General features: G+C 48.4%; 15 protein-coding genes and 1 other RNA gene. 11 read left to right on the forward strand and 5 right to left on the reverse strand.

The window, feature by feature from the left end; all coding sequences use genetic code 11:
• Nucleotides 1-120 precede the first annotated feature (120 nt).
• Nucleotides 121-1,188 (reverse strand): class II fructose-bisphosphate aldolase, encoded by a 1,068-nt coding sequence (gene fbaA, locus FHW36_RS08910; RefSeq protein ID WP_145665853.1) that lies wholly within the window; start codon nt 1,186-1,188, stop codon nt 121-123.
• Nucleotides 1,189-1,325: 137 nt separating this feature from the next.
• Here fbaA and FHW36_RS08915 point away from each other — a divergent pair, with 137 nt between their 5' ends.
• Nucleotides 1,326-2,138 carry an alpha/beta fold hydrolase gene (locus FHW36_RS08915; RefSeq protein ID WP_222429031.1) on the forward strand — a complete coding sequence of 271 codons (813 nt, stop codon included), beginning with the start codon at nt 1,326-1,328 and terminating at the stop codon, nt 2,136-2,138.
• Here the strand turns inward: FHW36_RS08915 and FHW36_RS08920 are convergent.
• The 3 genes from FHW36_RS08920 to FHW36_RS08930 all read right to left on the reverse strand — a co-directional run bounded on the left by FHW36_RS08920 (nt 2,135) and on the right by FHW36_RS08930 (nt 4,902).
• A complete protein-coding gene (locus FHW36_RS08920) occupies nt 2,135-2,581 on the reverse strand; it encodes a QcrA and Rieske domain-containing protein (protein ID WP_145665856.1) in 447 nt (148 codons plus the stop codon). The genes FHW36_RS08915 and FHW36_RS08920 overlap by 4 nt on opposite strands.
• Before the next feature lie 64 nt (nt 2,582-2,645).
• The gene (locus tag FHW36_RS08925) at nt 2,646-3,431 is read right to left on the reverse strand and encodes a helical backbone metal receptor (RefSeq protein WP_145665858.1); all 786 of its coding nucleotides are present in this window, start codon (nt 3,429-3,431) and stop codon (nt 2,646-2,648) included.
• A 112-nt stretch (nt 3,432-3,543) separates the two neighbouring features.
• The gene (locus tag FHW36_RS08930) at nt 3,544-4,902 is read right to left on the reverse strand and encodes a pyridoxal-phosphate dependent enzyme (protein WP_145665861.1); all 1,359 of its coding nucleotides are present in this window, start codon (nt 4,900-4,902) and stop codon (nt 3,544-3,546) included.
• A gap of 112 nt (nt 4,903-5,014) precedes the next feature.
• On the opposite strand from FHW36_RS08930, the gene bioD reads away from it, so the two are divergent.
• From bioD to FHW36_RS08990, 10 genes are all read left to right on the forward strand, one after another.
• A complete protein-coding gene (gene bioD / locus FHW36_RS08935; RefSeq protein ID WP_145665867.1) occupies nt 5,015-5,659 on the forward strand; it encodes a dethiobiotin synthase in 645 nt (214 codons plus the stop codon).
• On the forward strand, nt 5,656-6,228 hold the full coding sequence (locus FHW36_RS08940; protein ID WP_145665870.1) for a 5-formyltetrahydrofolate cyclo-ligase: 573 nt from the start codon (nt 5,656-5,658) through the stop codon (nt 6,226-6,228). Before bioD ends, FHW36_RS08940 begins: the two co-directional genes overlap by 4 nt.
• Nucleotides 6,229-6,234: 6 nt before the next feature.
• Nucleotides 6,235-7,305 carry a tetraacyldisaccharide 4'-kinase gene (gene lpxK / locus FHW36_RS08945; RefSeq protein ID WP_145665879.1) on the forward strand — a complete coding sequence of 357 codons (1,071 nt, stop codon included), beginning with the start codon at nt 6,235-6,237 and terminating at the stop codon, nt 7,303-7,305.
• A gap of 15 nt (nt 7,306-7,320) precedes the next feature.
• On the forward strand, nt 7,321-10,419 hold the full coding sequence (gene rnr / locus FHW36_RS30470) for a ribonuclease R (protein ID WP_186452356.1): 3,099 nt from the start codon (nt 7,321-7,323) through the stop codon (nt 10,417-10,419).
• A 20-nt stretch (nt 10,420-10,439) separates the two neighbouring features.
• The gene (locus FHW36_RS08965) at nt 10,440-11,411 is read left to right on the forward strand and encodes a polyprenyl synthetase family protein (protein WP_145665884.1); all 972 of its coding nucleotides are present in this window, start codon (nt 10,440-10,442) and stop codon (nt 11,409-11,411) included.
• A 182-nt stretch (nt 11,412-11,593) separates the two neighbouring features.
• The gene (locus FHW36_RS08970; RefSeq protein ID WP_145665889.1) at nt 11,594-13,234 is read left to right on the forward strand and encodes an amino acid permease; all 1,641 of its coding nucleotides are present in this window, start codon (nt 11,594-11,596) and stop codon (nt 13,232-13,234) included.
• A 135-nt stretch (nt 13,235-13,369) separates the two neighbouring features.
• Entirely contained in the window at nt 13,370-13,834 is a 465-nt protein-coding gene (locus tag FHW36_RS08975) for a DoxX family protein (protein ID WP_145665894.1), read from the forward strand.
• Nucleotides 13,835-13,901: 67 nt separating this feature from the next.
• Nucleotides 13,902-14,951, forward strand: a complete 1,050-nt coding sequence (locus FHW36_RS08980; RefSeq protein ID WP_186452357.1) for a Smr/MutS family protein — start codon at nt 13,902-13,904, stop codon at nt 14,949-14,951.
• A gap of 23 nt (nt 14,952-14,974) precedes the next feature.
• Nucleotides 14,975-15,353: RNase P RNA component class A (gene rnpB, locus FHW36_RS08985), an RNA gene on the forward strand.
• A 67-nt stretch (nt 15,354-15,420) separates the two neighbouring features.
• Nucleotides 15,421-15,831 carry a DUF4870 domain-containing protein gene (locus FHW36_RS08990; RefSeq protein WP_145665903.1) on the forward strand — a complete coding sequence of 137 codons (411 nt, stop codon included), beginning with the start codon at nt 15,421-15,423 and terminating at the stop codon, nt 15,829-15,831.
• A 70-nt stretch (nt 15,832-15,901) separates the two neighbouring features.
• On the opposite strand, the gene FHW36_RS08995 is transcribed toward FHW36_RS08990, so the two are convergent.
• Nucleotides 15,902-17,599: a S8 family peptidase gene (locus FHW36_RS08995; protein WP_222429032.1), complete on the reverse strand. Its 1,698-nt coding sequence runs from the start codon at nt 17,597-17,599 to the stop codon at nt 15,902-15,904.
• Between the last annotated feature and the right edge of the window lie 8 nt (nt 17,600-17,607).

Genomic DNA, 17,607 nt, shown 5'->3' on the forward strand with positions numbered 1-17,607 from the left:
ATAAAGCGGAAAGCAAAAAGCTATTGCAGCAGAGATGGCAAATATATTATAAAATATAACATAATTTATAATCTCTTCTGCAATAGCTTTTTGCTTTCCGCTTTATGCTTTAAGCGCTCCTTATGCGTTTCTGTTGATGCAGTTCAGGTCTCTGAACGCTTCTTCCAGGCGTTTTACAAAGGTTTCTTCGCCTTTGCGCAGCCATACGCGTGGATCGTAGTATTTTTTATTAGGCTTGTCGGCGCCTTCCGGGTTACCCAGCTGTGCCTGCAGGTAATCTTTCTTCGCTTCGTAGAAATCATGTACACCTTCCCAGAATGCCCATTGCATATCGGTGTCGATGTTCATTTTGATAACGCCGTAACCCAGGGCTTCTGTGATCTGATGTTTGGGAGATCCGCTACCACCGTGGAATACATAGTATACTGGTTTAGCCGCAGTTTTAAATTTCTCCTGGATGAATTCCTGGCTGTTGTGCAGGATCACCGGGCGGAGTTCTACGTTACCCGGAGAATATACACCGTGTACGTTACCAAAAGCGGCAGCTACCGTGAAACGGGGGCCTACTTTAGATAAGATCTCGTACGCATAGGCTACTTCTTCAGGTTGCGTATATAATTTAGCGTTATCTACACCGGAATTATCAACGCCATCCTCTTCACCACCAGTTACGCCCAGCTCGATTTCGATAGACATACCCAGTTTGTTCATTCTCTCGAAATATTTATGAGAAATTTCGATGTTCTCAGCAATAGGTTCTTCAGACAGATCCAGCATATGAGAGCTGTACAGTGGTTGACCGGTCTGTTTGAAATGCACTTCACCCGCATCCAGCAAACCATCGATCCATGGCAGCCATTTTTTGGCAGCGTGGTCAGTGTGTAATACTACAGGTACGCCATAATATTTAGCTACTTCATGTACGTGTTTAGCACCGGAGATACCACCTGCAATATTGGCCTGCAGCTTGTCATTCGGCATACCTTTACCGGCAAAAAATTGTGCACCACCGTTAGAAAACTGTATAATCACCGGTGAATTTACCTTAGCAGCTGTTTCCAGTACCGCATTCACGGAGTTAGTTCCCACAACATTCACGGCAGGCATAGCAAATCCGTTGTTTTTGGCATCGTTATACAGCGCATCCAGCTCTTCGCCGAATAATACGCCAGCTCTGTATTTTCCCATACTCTGATATGTGTTTTATTTTTTAGGAAAGCAAATATAAGGAGTTAAATAGAAGATTTATAGCGAAAAGTAAGTGCTTATGTATTAAATCTACCAACAGAAAAATGTATTTTACCCTTTTCTTAACCCGGTTCCATATGAAAAAATACCTGGCCCTGTTGCTGCTGTTATGGCTGAAGATGCCCGTTGCGAAAGCTTTTTCGCCCGAGGCGACCGACTCTCTCCTGTACTATACTTCTTTTGACGGTACCCGTATTCATTATACGGTAAAAGGAAGCGGTAAACCGGTAATATTAATACATGGCTTTATTGTAGACGGCGAATCCTGGAAAAGAACCGCCTTATATGACGCTTTGCTTTTGTATGGCTTCCGCGTTATAACACTGGATATGAGGGGTAATGGCGCTTCAGATCATCCGCAGGACAGCACTGCCTACCTGCACGATGCAGAAGCAAAAGATGTGATGGAGCTGGCCAGCCGGCTGGGGCTCCAGCACTACCAGGTAGTGGGATATTCCCGCGGATCCATTATCACCGCGCGTTTGCTGGTACTGGATAGTCGTATATCCAGCGCCGTTATAGGAGGTATGGGCACCGCTTTCACCAATCCAGCCTGGCCCCGCCGTCAGCAATTTTATGAAGCCCTCTCCGGGAAACCGGTACCGGCATTGGCGACGATGGTGAAAAATGTGCAGCAGGCCGGCCTGGATCAGCGCGCCCTCGCCTGGATGCAGTTTGGCCAGCCTGCCACCACACCGCAGGAACTGGCCAAAGTACAGCAACCAGTATTGGTTATCGGAGGGGATAAAGATGAAGATAATGACACCGGCGGATCACTCGCCGCTATGATGCCGGCAGGCATGCATGGTACGGTTACCGGCGATCATAATTCCGTAGTGCGTAGCGCCGCATTTGCCGCATGGGTGCTGGATTTTCTTCAACATCACTAGCTGACGGTCAGCACGCTTCCATCTACTTTTACAGTAAAGGCAGACAATGCCGCCGTAGCAGGACCTGTATTTACGGCGCCGGTAGTGGTATACCTGCTGCCATGGCCGCAAGGCGCATTACACTCAATTAATTTGGAGCTGTTGTTGTAAGTAGCTACGGTACAGCCCTGGTGCGTACAGGTGCTGGACAACGCAGTGAACGCTGATGCTGTATTACCGCTGCCGGTACGGATCAGGATAACGCCATTGGAGATTTTAAAATCGCCTACATTAGGCAGATCGCTGGTGAGGTTGAGGGTAAGCTTTGCAGTGCCATTGCCGCCCGCCGGGGGCGTAGGGGTGGGATTGTCATTACTGCCGCCTTTACTGCAGGCCGCCAATCCCGCTGTGCAAGCCAGTGCCAGCGTTAGTCCGAGGTTGGAAACAAAATCTCTTCTTTCCATAAATGTGCGTTTTTTTGTTGATCTATTCACTGTTTACGCAAACGAAAAGAAGAAGGTTGCCTCGTTATTTTAAAGGATGTAGCAAAGACTGAAAATAAGCCGGGGATTCCAGTAAACGGCTGCCGTACCAGGAAAACATTTCCCCATCCACCAGCTGTACCTGTGCCTCCGGGAGTATAGCCTGTAATTCCGCGATATGTTTTTCCTTAAAAGGATAGGGCTCCGAAGATAGTAATACCCGCCGGCACCCGCTAATGGAAAGCTCTTCCGCAGTCACCGACGGATAACGGCGCCTGGACCCAAACACATTCTCCAACCCGCAGGTACGCAGCATTTCATGAATGAAGGTATCGCCCCCGGCCACCATCCATGGATCCCGCCAGATAAAGTAGGCAGTGGGCTCCGGCTCAGCGAGTGGTTGCAACGCGCTAAAGCCCGCCTGTATACGGGCACAGATATTAGCAGCAGCCGACTGCCGGCCGGTAATCGCTCCTATACCCGATATCATCTCAATGGCATCTTCCAGCGTTTGTATATTGCTCACCCACACTGGGTAATGCTCCATCAACGCAGTTACATCTGCCTCGGTATTTTCTTCTTTATTGCCAATGATCAGGTCCGGGTTCAGCGATTTGATAATATCGGCGTGTATATTTTTGGTACCGCCTACCCGTGTTTTTTCGCGAAACCACGCAGACGGGCGTACGCAGAATTTAGTGATGCCCACCACTTCTTTTTCAAGCCCCAGGGACCAGAGCAGTTCGGTTTGTGAAGGCACCAGCGAAATAATCCGCTGTGGCGGGTGGGCAAGTGTTATTTGACGGTTTAACTGATCAGTGAAAGTGAGCATAAGCGTAAAGTAAAGAGCAAAAAGCAAAAAGCTATTGTAGCGAATGATCAAAGCGATTTAATCAGCAAAACATTATAGCTTTTTGCTTTTTGCTTTCAGCTTTCCGCTCTTTCTAGCGGCCCAGGGCCTGGATAATGTCATACTTCGTTACAATATGGTGGTTGCCACTGTCGTCTTTGGTGAGCACAGCGCCGTTTTCCCGGTTAATGTATACCGACAGTTTTTCTATCGGCGTATCTTGTCCCACCAGCGGGAAAGAAGCCTGCATCACCTGCTGTACGGCGGCGTCTTTAAGGTTGGCGTCATCGATCAGGCGGTTGAATAACCCACTTTCAGAAATGGCACCTACTATTTCGCCGTCTTTTACCACGGGGATATGTTCAATATCAAATTTCTTCATGCGGGCGATGGCTTCGCTTACTTTTTCATCTGTGCCAATGGTGACCAGCGGCTGATTACGGCGGCCATTCACTACATCCTTTACCGTTTTTACATCGAGGAAGCCGCGCTCCATCATCCATTGGTCGTTGTATATTTTTCCTACATAACGGCTGCCATGATCATGGAAAATAACCACTACCACATCGGTAGGCTTCAGGGACGCTTTCAGCTGCAAAAGCCCCTGTATCGCAGATCCGGCGGAATAACCCACAAAAATACCTTCTTCTTTGGTGATGCGGCGCGCCATCACAGCAGCATCTTTATCGGTTACTTTTTCGAACTTGTCGATGACCGTCATATCATAATTCTCGGGTACAAAATCTTCTCCTATACCTTCTGTGATATAAGGGTATACTTCATTCATATCTATTTCACCGGTTTCAAAATATTTTTTCAACAAGGAACCATAGCTATCAATGGCCCATACCTGGATATCGGGATTTTTTTCTTTTAGGTATTTTCCGGTGCCGGTAACGGTACCGCCGGTGCCGGTAGCCACCACCAGGTGGGTGATCTTTCCCTCCGTTTGCTCCCAGATTTCCGGACCGGTTTGCTCGTAGTGGGCATCCCGGTTAGCCAGGTTGTCGTATTGATTCACATAAAAAGAGTTGGGCACTTCCGTGGCCAGCCTTTTGGATACGGAGTAGTAGGAGCGGGGATCTTCAGGCTCCACGTTGGTGGGACATACAATTACTTCGGCGCCTACCGCCTTGAGGATGTCCACCTTTTCCTTGGATTGTTTATCGGTAGTGGTGAAAATACATTTATAACCCCTCACAATGGCGGCCAGGGCCAGTCCCATACCAGTATTGCCGGAAGTGCCCTCAATCAGGGTGCCCCCAGGTTTCAGCAGTCCTTTTTGTTCGGCTACGTCTATCATTTTTACTGCCATCCGGTCTTTAATAGAGTTGCCCGGGTTAAAAAACTCCACTTTGGCCAGTACTGTGCAGGGAAGGGTGGCCGTAACGCGATGCAGCCGGATCATCGGGGTATTTCCTATCGTTTCGAGTATGTTATCACAATATTTCATAAAAAAATGAGGTTGTACGTTTACGAAAATACGGAATTGGGTCGATACCGCCCGGGCGCTTTACGATTGGTTTCCGGCGCTACGTTATACATTCTCCCTATATTTGCTGCCAATGAGTGAACGCATATTTATTACCGGTATAGGAACCGGCGTGGGAAAAACGATCAGTGCAGCCTGTGTAACCGAAGCGTTGCAGGCCGATTACTGGAAACCCGTACAAACAGGTTTGCTGGAAGGTACAGATACAGATACCGTCGGCAGCCTGTTATCCAATAACGTGTCAGTTTGTCACCCGGAGGCCTGGTTACTGCAGGCGCCTGCCTCTCCGCACCTGGCAGCCCGGCTGGAAAATAAAAATATTGATATCGACCGCATTGTGGCCTTGTCGAAACAATACCAGCCCAGGAACCGGGCATTGGTAATGGAAGGCGCCGGGGGGCTGCTGGTACCCATTAACGAAACACTGTCGACCCTCGACCTGATCCTGGCGCTGAATGCGAAAGTGCTGGTGGTAGCGCAGAATTACCTGGGGAGCATTAATCATGCGATGCTTACTGCGAGGGTACTGCAACATACAGGCGTACCCGTTATTGGATGGGTGTTTAACGGCGATTACCACACCAATGAAGATGATATTGTACGCTGGAGTGGCTATCCCAAAGTGGGGCGTATCCCGCAGGCCGATCCTGTGAATAAGGCATTTGTACAACAACAGGCACAGTTGTTGTCTGCCTCGCTGCATACTTTAATGGCATGACCACTAAAAAGGATATACGAAAACATTTCCTGGAGCTACGGCTCAATATGGACGACGATACGGCCCTGGATCTGAATGGGCGGTTGCTGGATCGCTGCAGGCAGCTGGACTACAGCCGTTTCCGGATGGCTCACGTTTTCCTGCCTATTTCAGAAAAAAAAGAAGCTGATACCTGGCCGCTGGTCAAATGGCTGCGGGAGGAACACCCTGGCCTGCAATGGGTGCTTTCCCGGTCGGATATGAAAACAGGCGACATGATCCATTATCTCTGGAAAACCAATACCATCCTTGTTAAAAACCAGTTTGGTATACCCGAACCCGAACATGGGGAAGAAGTACAACCGGCTGAGATAGACCTCATCTTTGTGCCTTTACTGGCCTTCGACCGGAAAGGGCAACGGGTAGGATACGGTAAAGGCATGTACGACCGCTTCCTGCAGCAATGCCCGGGGGCGCATACGGTGGGGCTGTCGCTGTTTGAACCAGTGCCCGCCATCCAGGATGCAGATCCCTGGGATATTCCGCTGCAAACGGTGGTAACCCCGGATCATATTTATCAATTTAAATAAACAACAGTGCTCAGATACCTGAATTTTCTTTTATACCCCTTTTCCCTGCTGTATGGCCTGGTGATGTGGATCCGTAACCGCCTCTATGACAAAGGACTGCTAACCGCCGTGGAATTTGACCTGCCGGTTATTGCCGCCGGCAACCTTTCTGTGGGAGGTACAGGTAAAACGCCCCATGTGGAATATATGATCCGCCTGTTGAAAGACCATCTCAACGTAGCAACCCTCAGCCGGGGATATAACCGCCGTACCAGCGGCTACCTGCTGGCCGATGAGCATAGCACCGCCGCAGATATCGGGGATGAACCGATGCAGTTTCATGATAAATTCCCCGATATCAAAGTCTGCGTAGGAGAAGAAAGGATGTTGGCTATTCCCCAGTTGCTGGGCGATGAACCCAATACCCAGGTGATATTACTCGATGATGCCTTCCAGCACCGCTCTATTAAGCCAGGCATGAATATCATGATCACCGATTACAGCCGCCTGTTTACCCGCGATCATGTGGTACCCTTCGGCCGCCTGAGAGAGGGCAGGGCCGGTTATCACCGCGCCAACTGCATCATCGTATCCAAGTGTCCGCCGGATATGAGCCCGGCAGAAAAAGCAGCCCTGGAAAAAGAAATTAACCCTTTGCCTCATCAGCGGCTCTTTTTCACTACCTTGCAGTACGGCGCCCTGTCCGATATGGTAACCCATCAACCGGTGGAAATCCCCCCATCAGCAACTGTATTGCTGGCTTGTGGTATAGCAAGGCCCGAACCATTGCTCGATGAACTGAAACGGCGTTATGACCAGGTTTACCTCTTGTCCTTTCCCGATCACTATTATTACACAGAAAAAGATATCGCAAAAATCAAAAAAGAATGCAGCGACTTGCCAGGTACCGAAAAGATTGTCATCACCACCGAAAAGGATGCAGTGAGACTACACCTGCTGAAAAAGGAGCTGGCAGAACAAAACCTCCGCATGGCTGTTATTCCTGTGGAAGTATCCTTCCTCTTCGGAGAGGCAGAATTATTTAATAACTTTATTTTTGACTACATAAGCCGGCACCTGCCAGCTCCTGGTCAATGATAACTTACGACTAACATGAGTAGAAAAAAGAAAAATAAAAAAGGGAATCATCACCATAACCACCAAAATACCCAGAAGAAAACCTTTAAAGGCATTGTGGAAGTAACAAAGTCAGGAATGGCTTTTGTGATCGTGGAAGGCCTGACCAAAGACATCATGGTGAAGCAGAAAAACCTGCATACCGCCCTCGACAGGGATGAAGTACTGGTAGATGTATTGAAGCAAGATCGCAACAATGGCGCCCGCATGGAAGGCATTGTAACGGACATCCTTAAACGAAATAAAACTGAATTTACCGGCACCCTCCAGGTCAGCAAAAGCTTTGCTTTCTTGATACCTGAAAAAGGATTGTTTATGCCGGATATCTATATCCCCGCCAATTCCCTTGGAACCGCTAAGAGCGGCGATAAAGCCGTGGTGAAAATAGTAGCCTGGGGCGAGAAATCCCGTAAACCGGTAGGCGAAATCATAGAAATACTGGACGCTACCAATACCAACGACCTGGCGATGAAGGAAATCCTCATTGAAGCAGGCTTCCCGCTCAACTTCCCCAAAGAAGTCATGACGGAGTTGGACTATCTCCAGGAAAATATAACGGAAACGGAAGTAAGTAATCGCAAAGATATCCGCAAATTCCTCACCATGACCATCGACCCGGTGGATGCAAAGGATTTTGATGACGCCATTTCCCTGCGCCTGTTAAAAAGCGGGCTGTATGAGGTGGGTGTGCACATTGCGGATGTAAGTCATTATGTATTGCCGGGAACGGAACTGGACAAGGAGGCGGATAAACGCGCCACGTCGGTATACCTGCCAGACAGGGTGCTGCCGATGTTGCCCGAAAAAATATCCAACGAGCTTTGTTCCCTGCGCCCACATGAAGATAAACTTACCTTCTCGGCCATGTTCCAAATGACCGATAAAGGAGAAATAAAACAACACTGGATTGGGCGGACTGTCATTCATTCTGACCATCGCTTTACCTATGAAGAGGTACAGGATATTATAGAAACAAAAGAAGGCCTTTACCGGAACGAAGTACTGCTGCTGAACAAGATTGCTCAAAACCTCCGTGCACAGCGTTTTGAGAAGGGTGCTATCAACTTCTCTTCCCAGGAAGTGCGTTTTAAACTGGATGAAACAGGTAAGCCCGTCGGGATTGTGGTTAAAGAAAGCAAGGAGGCCCACCAGCTGATTGAAGAGTTTATGCTGCTGGCCAATAAAACCATTGCAGCCTTTGTCGCAAAACTGAGAATTAATAAACAGCCTATTCCTTTCCCATACCGTGTACACGATACGCCGGATCCGGAAAAGCTGAAAACCTTTGCCCTGTTTGCGGGCAAGTTTGGTTATAAATTCGATCTCAGTGGCCCTGAAACCATTGCGGAATCATTCAATAGTATGTTGGCCCAGGTAAAAGGCCGGCCAGAACAGCCGGTGCTGGAAACGCTCGGCATCCGTACCATGGCGAAGGCTATTTATACGGTAGATAACATAGGTCACTATGGCCTCGGCTTTGAAGACTACTGCCACTTTACCTCGCCAATACGCCGCTATCCCGACGTACTGGTACACCGCGTACTGGCGGAATGCCTGGCCAACAGCGTACGCCCAGATAAGCAAATGGAGCAGAAATGTAAACACAGCTCGGAGATGGAACGCAAGGCGATGGAGGCAGAGAGAGCCGGTAATAAATATAAGCAGGTGGAATACATGCAACAGTTCATTGGTCACACCTTTGAAGGCGTGATCAGTGGTGTGGCGCATTTCGGCTTCTGGGTGGAAACCATGGATACCAAATGTGAAGGACTGATCAGTATTCATAACCTCAACAGGCGGGAAGATTTTCAGTTCAACGAAGGAGAATATGCCCTGGTGGGACAACACACCGGTCGCAAGTTTCGTATAGGCGAGAAGGTAAGTATCCGGGTGGTAGCGGCCAACCTGGCCAAACGCCAGCTGGACTACGACCTGGAAGATGAACTCACGGGCACAGGTGTACCTGCCGTTCCTGGCGCCTTCCAACCTAAGCGCCGTGACGAACAACGCAGGGAACAACGTCGCGATGAACGTAAACGGAAAAAGGAAAAATTCCGTGCCGACAAGCAAGGAAGACCATGGGAACATGCCCCCGCGCCTAAAACACATGAAGCGCCCCGTATTGAGCCAGAACCAGTGCCAGTGGTAGACCAGGTAGTGGCGGAAACCCATGTAGTGCCTGTTACACCTGTAGCTGAACCGGTTACTCCTGCTGCGTCTCAACCTGTTGTACCTGAAAGGAAAGCGAAGAGAAAGAAAGAACAAAAGCCTGTCACCATACCAGCTGCACCTGCTATGCCGGCCCCTGTAAAAGAGGTGGCTATTAGCAAGGACGAAGTAAAAGCACCGGTGAAGAAAGCAATCGATAAAGTAGCCGCCAAGCCAGCTACCGCAGCGAAAGCACCAGCCAGCAAAACAACAGCAAAGCCGCCTGCTAAACCTGCCCCCGCGGCGAAAGCACCGGCTAAGAAAGTGGCCGCTGCGCCTGCCAGGAAAGCCGCTGTGACTAAAGCGACCGCGAAGAAAGCGGTGGCAAAAGTGGCTGCTAAACCAGCTAAGAAAGCCGCTGTGACTAAAGCGCCCGCGAAGAAAGCGGTGGCAAAAGTGGCTGCTAAACCAGCTAAGAAAGCCGCTGTGACTAAAGCGCCAGCTAAGAAAGCGGTGGCAAAAGTGGCTGCTAAACCAGCTAAGAAAGCTGCGGTAACCAAAGCGCCCGCGAAGAAAGCGGTGGCAAAAGTAGCTGCTAAACCAGCTAAGAAAGCTGCGGTAACCAAAGCGCCAGCTAAGAAAGCGGTGGCAAAAGTAGCTGCTAAACCAGCTAAGAAAGCTGCGGTAACCAAAGCACCCGCGAAGAAAGCGGTGGCAAAAGTGGCTGCTAAACCGGCTAAGAAAGCTGCGGTAACCAAAGCACCGGCGAAGAAAGCGGTGACAAAAGTGGCTGCTAAACCAGCTAAGAAAGCTGCGGTAACCAAAGCGCCTGCAAAGAAAGCAGCGGTGAAGGTGGCTGCTAAACCAGCCCCAAAAGCAACGGCTAAACCGGTCAATAAAAAAGCAACAAAGAAAAAGAGTAAATAATAAAACACGAGCCACGAGAGATGCAGTCATTTCAAGATTTAATAGCCCAGTTTAGTCAACATTTTAATCAGCAACATTTTCCGGAGCAACCCCGGAAGCTGTATGACGCGGCCTCTCATATCCTGGGAATAGGTGGTAAAAGAATTCGGCCGGTATTGTGTTTGATGGGAAATGAGTTATTTGATGCCCTGCGCCCGGATGCCCTGGAGGTGGGAAGTGCTATTGAGCTTTTCCATAATTTCACCCTGGTGCATGATGATATCATGGATAAAGCGCCGCTTCGTCGCGGTAAGCCTACTGTACATAAGGTGTATGGCGACCCGGCCGCTATCCTGGCCGGAGATGTGATGCTGATCAATGTATACGAACGACTCAACAAGGTGCAGGCACATTACAAACAGAAGATCATCAGCGTTTTTAATAAAGCGGCTATTGAAGTGTGTGAAGGCCAGCAGCTGGACATGGATTTCGAAAGCGTGGACCCTGAAACCGTGCAATACGATGATTATGTAAACATGATTGGCCTTAAAACTTCGGTATTGCTGGCCGCCAGCCTGCAGCTGGGCGCTATCATCGGTGGCGCCGGAGAGGGAAACCAGCAACACCTGTACAACTTCGGGAAAAATGTAGGTATTGCTTTCCAGATCCAGGACGACTACCTCGATGCTTTCGGAGACCCCGAAAAATTTGGAAAACAACAGGGTGGCGATATCCTGGTGAATAAAAAAACGTTCCTGTTACTCAAGGCTTTTGAACTGTGCAACGCGGCGCAAAAGGCTGAACTGATCCGGTTAATGGAAACGTCGCCGGCAAACAAGGTAGAAAGGGTATTGGAACTGTTCCGCGCCTGCAAGGTAGATGAGTGGGCCGAAAAGGAAAAAGAACGCTTTACCCAGCTGGCTTTCCAGAGCCTCGATCATATCGCGGTACTGTCGTCCCGCAAAGCGCCGCTGATGGACCTGGCCAACTACCTGTTAAACCGCCAGCAATAAGTTTTGTATTTAAATTCGCGTTATATTCGCGCTTGTCTTATTCAGGATGAAAGTGAGAATGCTGTTTACACTGATTTTTTTCTGAAAGATTTAATCAGGGTAATCAGCATTTTTATTTTACCGGGACAGGATTTTTTCAAATTACATTAAAAGCCAAACTGTAACACGTAATTCCTTAGCCAATGTCTAATTCGCTGTTTCGAAAAAAATCGCTTGCCACTATTTTAAAAGATGCCAAAGATGGATTGGCAGACGGTCATGAAACAGGGGGAATGCATAAGGTGCTGAAAGTAAAGGACCTTACTGCCATGGGAATTGCGGCGGTTATTGGCGCCGGCATCTTTTCCACCATCGGGGAAGCTTCTTTTCATGGCGGTCCGGGCGTATCCCTGTTATTTGTGATTACTGCGATTACCTGTGGATTTTCTGCCCTCTGTTACGCCGAATTTGCCTCCCGGGTGCCGGTATCCGGCAGCGCTTATACTTACTCTTACGTTACTTTTGGAGAATTAGCGGCCTGGGTGATAGGCTGGGCGCTGATCCTGGAATATGCTATCGGGAATATCGCCGTGGCCATTTCCTGGAGCGGGTATTTTAATAACCTCCTTGGTGGCCTCGGATTGAGCCTGCCGCGCTGGCTGGCCAGCAACTACGACAGCGCCAGTCCGGCCCTGGTAGCCGCAGCCCCGCATATTGCCGGTATCCCGATCATTCTTAACCTGCCCGCCTTTATTATTGTGGTAATCGTTACTTACCTGGCTTATGTAGGTATCCAGGAAAGTAAACGGAGCGCCAACTTCATGGTGGCGCTCAAAATTCTGGTGATTCTCTTTGTGATCGTAGTAGGGTTTTTCTATGTAAATAAGGCCAATTGGTCGCCTTTTATGCCTAATGGGTTCTCTGGTGTCATGAAGGGGGTATCGGCCGTATTTTTCGCTTATATTGGCTTTGACGCAGTAAGTACTACTGCGGAAGAGTGTGCCAATCCACAGCGGGATTTGCCTAAAGGCATGATTTATTCGCTTATTATCTGTACTGTATTATATGTGCTGATTTCTTTTGTGTTGACGGGTATGGTACCGTTTTATAACCTGAAGGTAGATGATCCCCTGGCGTTTGTTTTTGATCAGGTACATTTACCGTGGATCAGCTACCTCATTTCTGTGAGTGCCGTGGTGGCAACTACCAGCGTATTGCTGGTATTCCAGATTGGTCAGCCCCGCATCTGGATGAGCATGAGCCGCGATGGGTTGTTGCCCCGCCGGTTCAGCACGATCCACCGCCGGTTTAAAACACCTTCCTACGCCACGATTATAACCGGCCTGCTGGTTGGTATTCCGGCGCTGTTCCTCAACCTGACGATTGTAACAGACCTCACCAGCATCGGTACCCTGTTTGCCTTTATCCTGGTATGCGGCGGCGTATTGATACTTCCCCGCGAGGAAAAAGCCACTACCAAACGTTTTCAACTGCCATACATCAACGGGCAATGGATTGTTCCCGCACTGGTAGTTGGCCTGATCATCCTGTTTAACAAAGAAATATTGGTCAAGCTGTCTATGGAAGGAGGCTGGGATGTATGGAAACATAATATTCCTTTCTACCTGTTTGTGGTGGTAACATTGATAATTACTTATCTGTCTGCTACCCGTAAACTTTCGTTGATACCGGTATTAGGCATGCTCAGCTGTTTTTACCTGATGACAGAAATAGCCCTGAAAAACTGGATCGTATTTTCTATCTGGCTGGCCGTGGGCTTAGTGATTTACATCGGCTACAGCTATTCACACAGTAAACTGGCAGTAAAGGAAAAACAGGCATAAGCCGTACTTTATACGTAATTACGGGGAGAAGAGAACAGGTAACCTGTTCTCTTCTCCCCGTAATAGTTATATGCATTCCGCTCTTTTCTTTTTCGTAACTTCACAGTAGCTCTTTGATCTTAAAATTTATATTTTATGAACATGCTACAACGGGTTGAACACTGGGGCGACACCCATAGTCCCAATTGGCTGAGTGCAGTACGCATTCTGCTGGGCATATTTCTCATGGGAATAGGTGTCCTGTTTGTGATGGACAGAGATGCCCTGGTGTCTATGATCAGTCAGCGGCCTACGATGGCGGCCATGTCAATCATACTGGGGCATTATATTGTATTTGCCCACATCGTCGGCGGTTTATTTATTGCTATGGGGCTGGTGACGCGGTTTTCCGTGATTGTCAACATACCCATCCTCCTGGGCGCCGTTTTCTTCGTACATTCTCCTACTAAGTTATTTAATGTATATCCTTCTACAGGCCTTGCAATCCTGGTGCTCCTGTTGCTGATTGTCTTCCTGGTGGAAGGAAGCGGCCGTATTTCTGTTGATGACTATATGCGCCGGCACCCTGAAAAACGTAACCACAAGTATATCGACTTCTGATATTCCGGATATCTCTGGCCCGCATATCCTTTCAAATTTCTATTTTTGCAGTCTGAAGAATGCAATTATGAAATACCAAATAGGCGACAGGATACTGCTGTTGAGCTCAAAAGAAGAAGGAACGGTTGTTGAACTGGTGAATGATAACATGGTAATGATCGAGATAAAAGGGACATCTTTCCCGGTGTATCTCGACCAGATAGACTTCCCATATTTCCATCGTTTTACCCAGCAGAAGCTGGTAAAGGAAAAGCCGCGGCTCATTCCCGGCGATGAAATCAAAGTAGACAGAAGCAAATACGAAGTGTTTAAAACAGATAAGGGCATGTTCCTGTCTGTTTTACCGGTATACCAGATGGACGGTTTAGATGAAACAGTGAAACTGATGAAGTTTCACCTGTTCAACGATACTCCGCATGCCATGCGTTTCTATTTTCAGATCTGGCTGAACAATCAGCTGGATCTGGAAATAAAGAATGAGATCCAGCCCTACAATCATTTCTACCTGGCTGACCTGCTGTTTGAATCGCTGAATGATAATCCCCGTTTTGAGTTTACTTTCTTCCTGAAAGAGCCGCAACCCAAGCTGGCTACTTCTGTGAAGAAGACCTGGAGAATCAAGGCAAAACAAATGTTTGTGCAGCTGGAACAGTTGCGTACCAAGGCAGAAGCCACCATTACTTATCCTTTATTTGATAAATTCCCGGAGAGGGAACCAGCGCCCGAACCTACACCGGAGCAGCCTAAAAAGAAGGCGCCTGTTACCACCATCGGATCCGGGAACTTTGCCAGCCTGCTGAGTAAAATACAACTGCAGCCTGAAACAACGCTGACCCCTAAGCAGGAGGTAGATTTGCATATAGAGGCGCTGGAAAAAAACTGGAAAGGATTGAGCAATATCGCCATCCTGGCTATCCAGCTCAATGCTTTTCAACGTTACCTGGAACTGGCGATCAGTCATCATCAGCACAACCTGGTAGTGATTCATGGTGTGGGTAAAGGAAAGCTGCGGGATGAAATTCACCAGCTATTGCGACAAACGCCGGAAGTAGCCAACTTCGTTAATCAATACCACGCCAAATATGGATATGGCGCTACAGAAATAACGTTTAGGTAATATTTTCTTACCTTCGCGCCTCAACTACAAACCGTGCTATCGTTTCGCTGACTTGTTCAGTGGGAAGGAAAGTCCGGACAGCGCAGAGCAACGCACCACCTAACGGGTGGGGCCTCCATCATTGGTGGAGGCACAGCCAGTGCCACAGAAAATAACCGCCTCTACCCCGGTAGAGGTAAGGGTGAAAAAGTGGGGTAAGAGCCCACGGTGCAGGCAGGTAACTGTTTGTGCGGGTAAACCTTGCGTGCTGAAATGCCATGTATACGGTCGCCTGAGGGCTGCTCGTCCGATGACCGAGGGTAGGCAGATACAGGCAACGTGCGAACGTTGCCGCAGATAAATGATAGCAGCCCCCCACGAAAGCGGGGGGAACAGAATCCGGCTTACAGGTTTGTAGTTTTTTTCTTCTTCTCTTTTGATATGCTAAAATAAGCTGTTAACTTCCCTTTAATATTTAATCTTATATTTTATGAATCCTAAAGAAGAACGTACCTGGAGTACCTTTATTCACCTGGGCGGCCTTATTGGTATGTGGATCATCCCTACTGTAGGCAATATTATCGGGGCGCTGGTACTATGGCTGATTAAGCGCAATGATTCCCATTTAGTGGACGATCAGGGCAAGGAAGCCGTGAATTTTCAGATCACCTATAGCCTGGCAGTTATTGCCGCCAAAATCGTTGAAAATATTCTGTATGGCATTTGGTCAGTGGCTACGTTTTGGTCACGGCCATGGTGGAATTTCAGTTTTACCTGGGGATGGGGAAGCCTGGTACAGATATTATGGCTCCTCAATGTTATTTTCAGTATCGTGGCAGCGGTACGTGCTAATGAAGGTAGGATATACCGTTACCCACTCAGCCTGCGCCTCGTTAAATAAAACGCGTTTAAAATTAAAAAGACCTGGCCAATGTATCGTAGCCAGGTCTTTTTAGTATAATCGATACCGGTTAGTTCTTTTTGATCGGTTTCACTTTTGCTTTGTGTTGTTTCTTCCCTTTCACATTTTCTCCCTTAATGGTAGCCGCCAGCTTCAACGCTTCATAAGCATTGATCAGGCCCCCGGTAACAGATAAATCTGAAAAAGCAATTTTTTCGTCGGTGCTGCCTGGTTTATTAACCATGGTAGAACCATCCGGCAGCGGGGTAGCGCTCTTTTCAAGCACATACTTCAGTTGCCTGGCGCTGAGTTCAGGGTAGTAGGAGAGTACCAGTGCAGCTACCCCTGCCACAACCGGGCTGGCCATGCTGGTACCGCTGGCAGAACCGTATTTGTTACCACCCGGGATCGTAGAGTAGATTTGAACGCCCGGTGCAAACAAGTCTACTTCTTTCTTGCCGTAGTTGGAGAAGCTCGCCACTTTATCAGGCATGGTGCCGGCGCTGATGGCACCTACGGTGATAAAGTTGGCAGCCCGGCCACCGTCGAGGTAGTTCGGGTTAGGGTAGTTGGCAACGGAATCGTTGTTGGCGCCATCATTACCGGCGGCATGCACCAGTAATACCCCTTTTTCTTCTGCATATTTCACTGCGGCATCTACCCATTCTTTATGAGGCGAGAAGGGCTTGCCAAAGCTCATATTGATAATCTGAGCGCCGTTATCCACTGCATAGCGGATAGCCAGGGCTACGTCTTTATCTCTTTCATCGCCGTCAGGAACCGCTTTTACGGCCATGATACGTACATTGTCGGCTACGCCGTCGATACCTATGCCATTATTCCTGGAGGCGGCAATAATGCCGGATACGTGTGTTCCATGGAACCCGAAAGTACCCATTACATCCTTGTTGCCGTATTTGTTGTCGTTGATATCTTCGAGGTTGTCGCCTACAATCCTTTCCCGGTTAGCGTTGGGCAGTACATCGGTGGCTTCTGCCTTACGTTTCAGTTCATTCATGTACTCATCGAATTCCATTTTGAACTCGCCGAAAGTAGCTGGTTCATCGCCGGCGCTTTTCAACAGTCGACTCATGAAGTTGCGGGCCAGCAGTACATCCTGGTTGGTAGTTTGAATACTGTCCAGTTGTGCTACATTGAAATCGTCTTTGCCCAGGTAGTTTTTCAGGATGGTTTCACATTTGTTCACGTTTTCCTGGAGCTTGGACATGCTCTTGTATTGCACTTTAAACTGGGAGTTAGGCTTTTCTACTTTCGATTGCAATTGCTGCCAAACGGTATATTCCTTTGAATCTTTTGCCAGCGCAGAATCAGGATTGCCATATTGGGTTTTATAACGGTAGTATTCGCGGGCTGCCTCTTCAGAGTCTTCTTTTAGGCTGGAGCCGTCTTTACCTCCGAGGAAGTTCCAGCCATGGATATCGTCTATATAGCCATTACGGTCGTCATCCTTGCCGTTACCGGGTATTTCCCGTGGGTTGGTCCACAATATGTTTTTCAGGTCTTCATGCAGTGTATCGATACCAGAGTCGATGACGGCTACAATAACCGGGGAGCTTTTCTTCCCTTTTAACAATTCTTTATAAGCTTTTTCGGTAGACGTACCGAACACACTATCGGTATCGTAGCTTAAGAGTTGCCAGTTTTTGGGAACCTGGACTTTACTTTGTGCATCGGCGCTTGTTGTAAATGCAGTCATCAACGCAACGCAGCCGGCAAGGGCCGCTACCTCTCGACTAAACAATTTCATGTTCAATA

The organism is Chitinophaga polysaccharea (genome assembly GCF_007829335.1).
In the GTDB taxonomy this organism is placed as follows: Bacteria; Bacteroidota; Bacteroidia; order Chitinophagales; family Chitinophagaceae; genus Chitinophaga; species Chitinophaga polysaccharea_B.

Coding starts and splice junctions, on each gene's coding strand:
- fbaA (WP_145665853.1), bottom strand. CDS start 1,188: ATGGGAAAATACAGAGCTGGCGTATTATTCGGCGAAGAGCTGGATGCG.
- FHW36_RS08915 (WP_222429031.1), top strand. CDS start 1,326: ATGAAAAAATACCTGGCCCTGTTGCTGCTGTTATGGCTGAAGATGCCC.
- FHW36_RS08920 (WP_145665856.1), bottom strand. CDS start 2,581: ATGGAAAGAAGAGATTTTGTTTCCAACCTCGGACTAACGCTGGCACTG.
- FHW36_RS08925 (WP_145665858.1), bottom strand. CDS start 3,431: ATGCTCACTTTCACTGATCAGTTAAACCGTCAAATAACACTTGCCCAC.
- FHW36_RS08930 (WP_145665861.1), bottom strand. CDS start 4,902: ATGAAATATTGTGATAACATACTCGAAACGATAGGAAATACCCCGATG.
- bioD (WP_145665867.1), top strand. CDS start 5,015: ATGAGTGAACGCATATTTATTACCGGTATAGGAACCGGCGTGGGAAAA.
- FHW36_RS08940 (WP_145665870.1), top strand. CDS start 5,656: ATGACCACTAAAAAGGATATACGAAAACATTTCCTGGAGCTACGGCTC.
- rnr (WP_186452356.1), top strand. CDS start 7,321: ATGAGTAGAAAAAAGAAAAATAAAAAAGGGAATCATCACCATAACCAC.
- FHW36_RS08965 (WP_145665884.1), top strand. CDS start 10,440: ATGCAGTCATTTCAAGATTTAATAGCCCAGTTTAGTCAACATTTTAAT.
- FHW36_RS08970 (WP_145665889.1), top strand. CDS start 11,594: ATGTCTAATTCGCTGTTTCGAAAAAAATCGCTTGCCACTATTTTAAAA.
- FHW36_RS08975 (WP_145665894.1), top strand. CDS start 13,370: ATGAACATGCTACAACGGGTTGAACACTGGGGCGACACCCATAGTCCC.
- FHW36_RS08980 (WP_186452357.1), top strand. CDS start 13,902: ATGAAATACCAAATAGGCGACAGGATACTGCTGTTGAGCTCAAAAGAA.
- FHW36_RS08990 (WP_145665903.1), top strand. CDS start 15,421: ATGAATCCTAAAGAAGAACGTACCTGGAGTACCTTTATTCACCTGGGC.
- FHW36_RS08995 (WP_222429032.1), bottom strand. CDS start 17,599: ATGAAATTGTTTAGTCGAGAGGTAGCGGCCCTTGCCGGCTGCGTTGCG.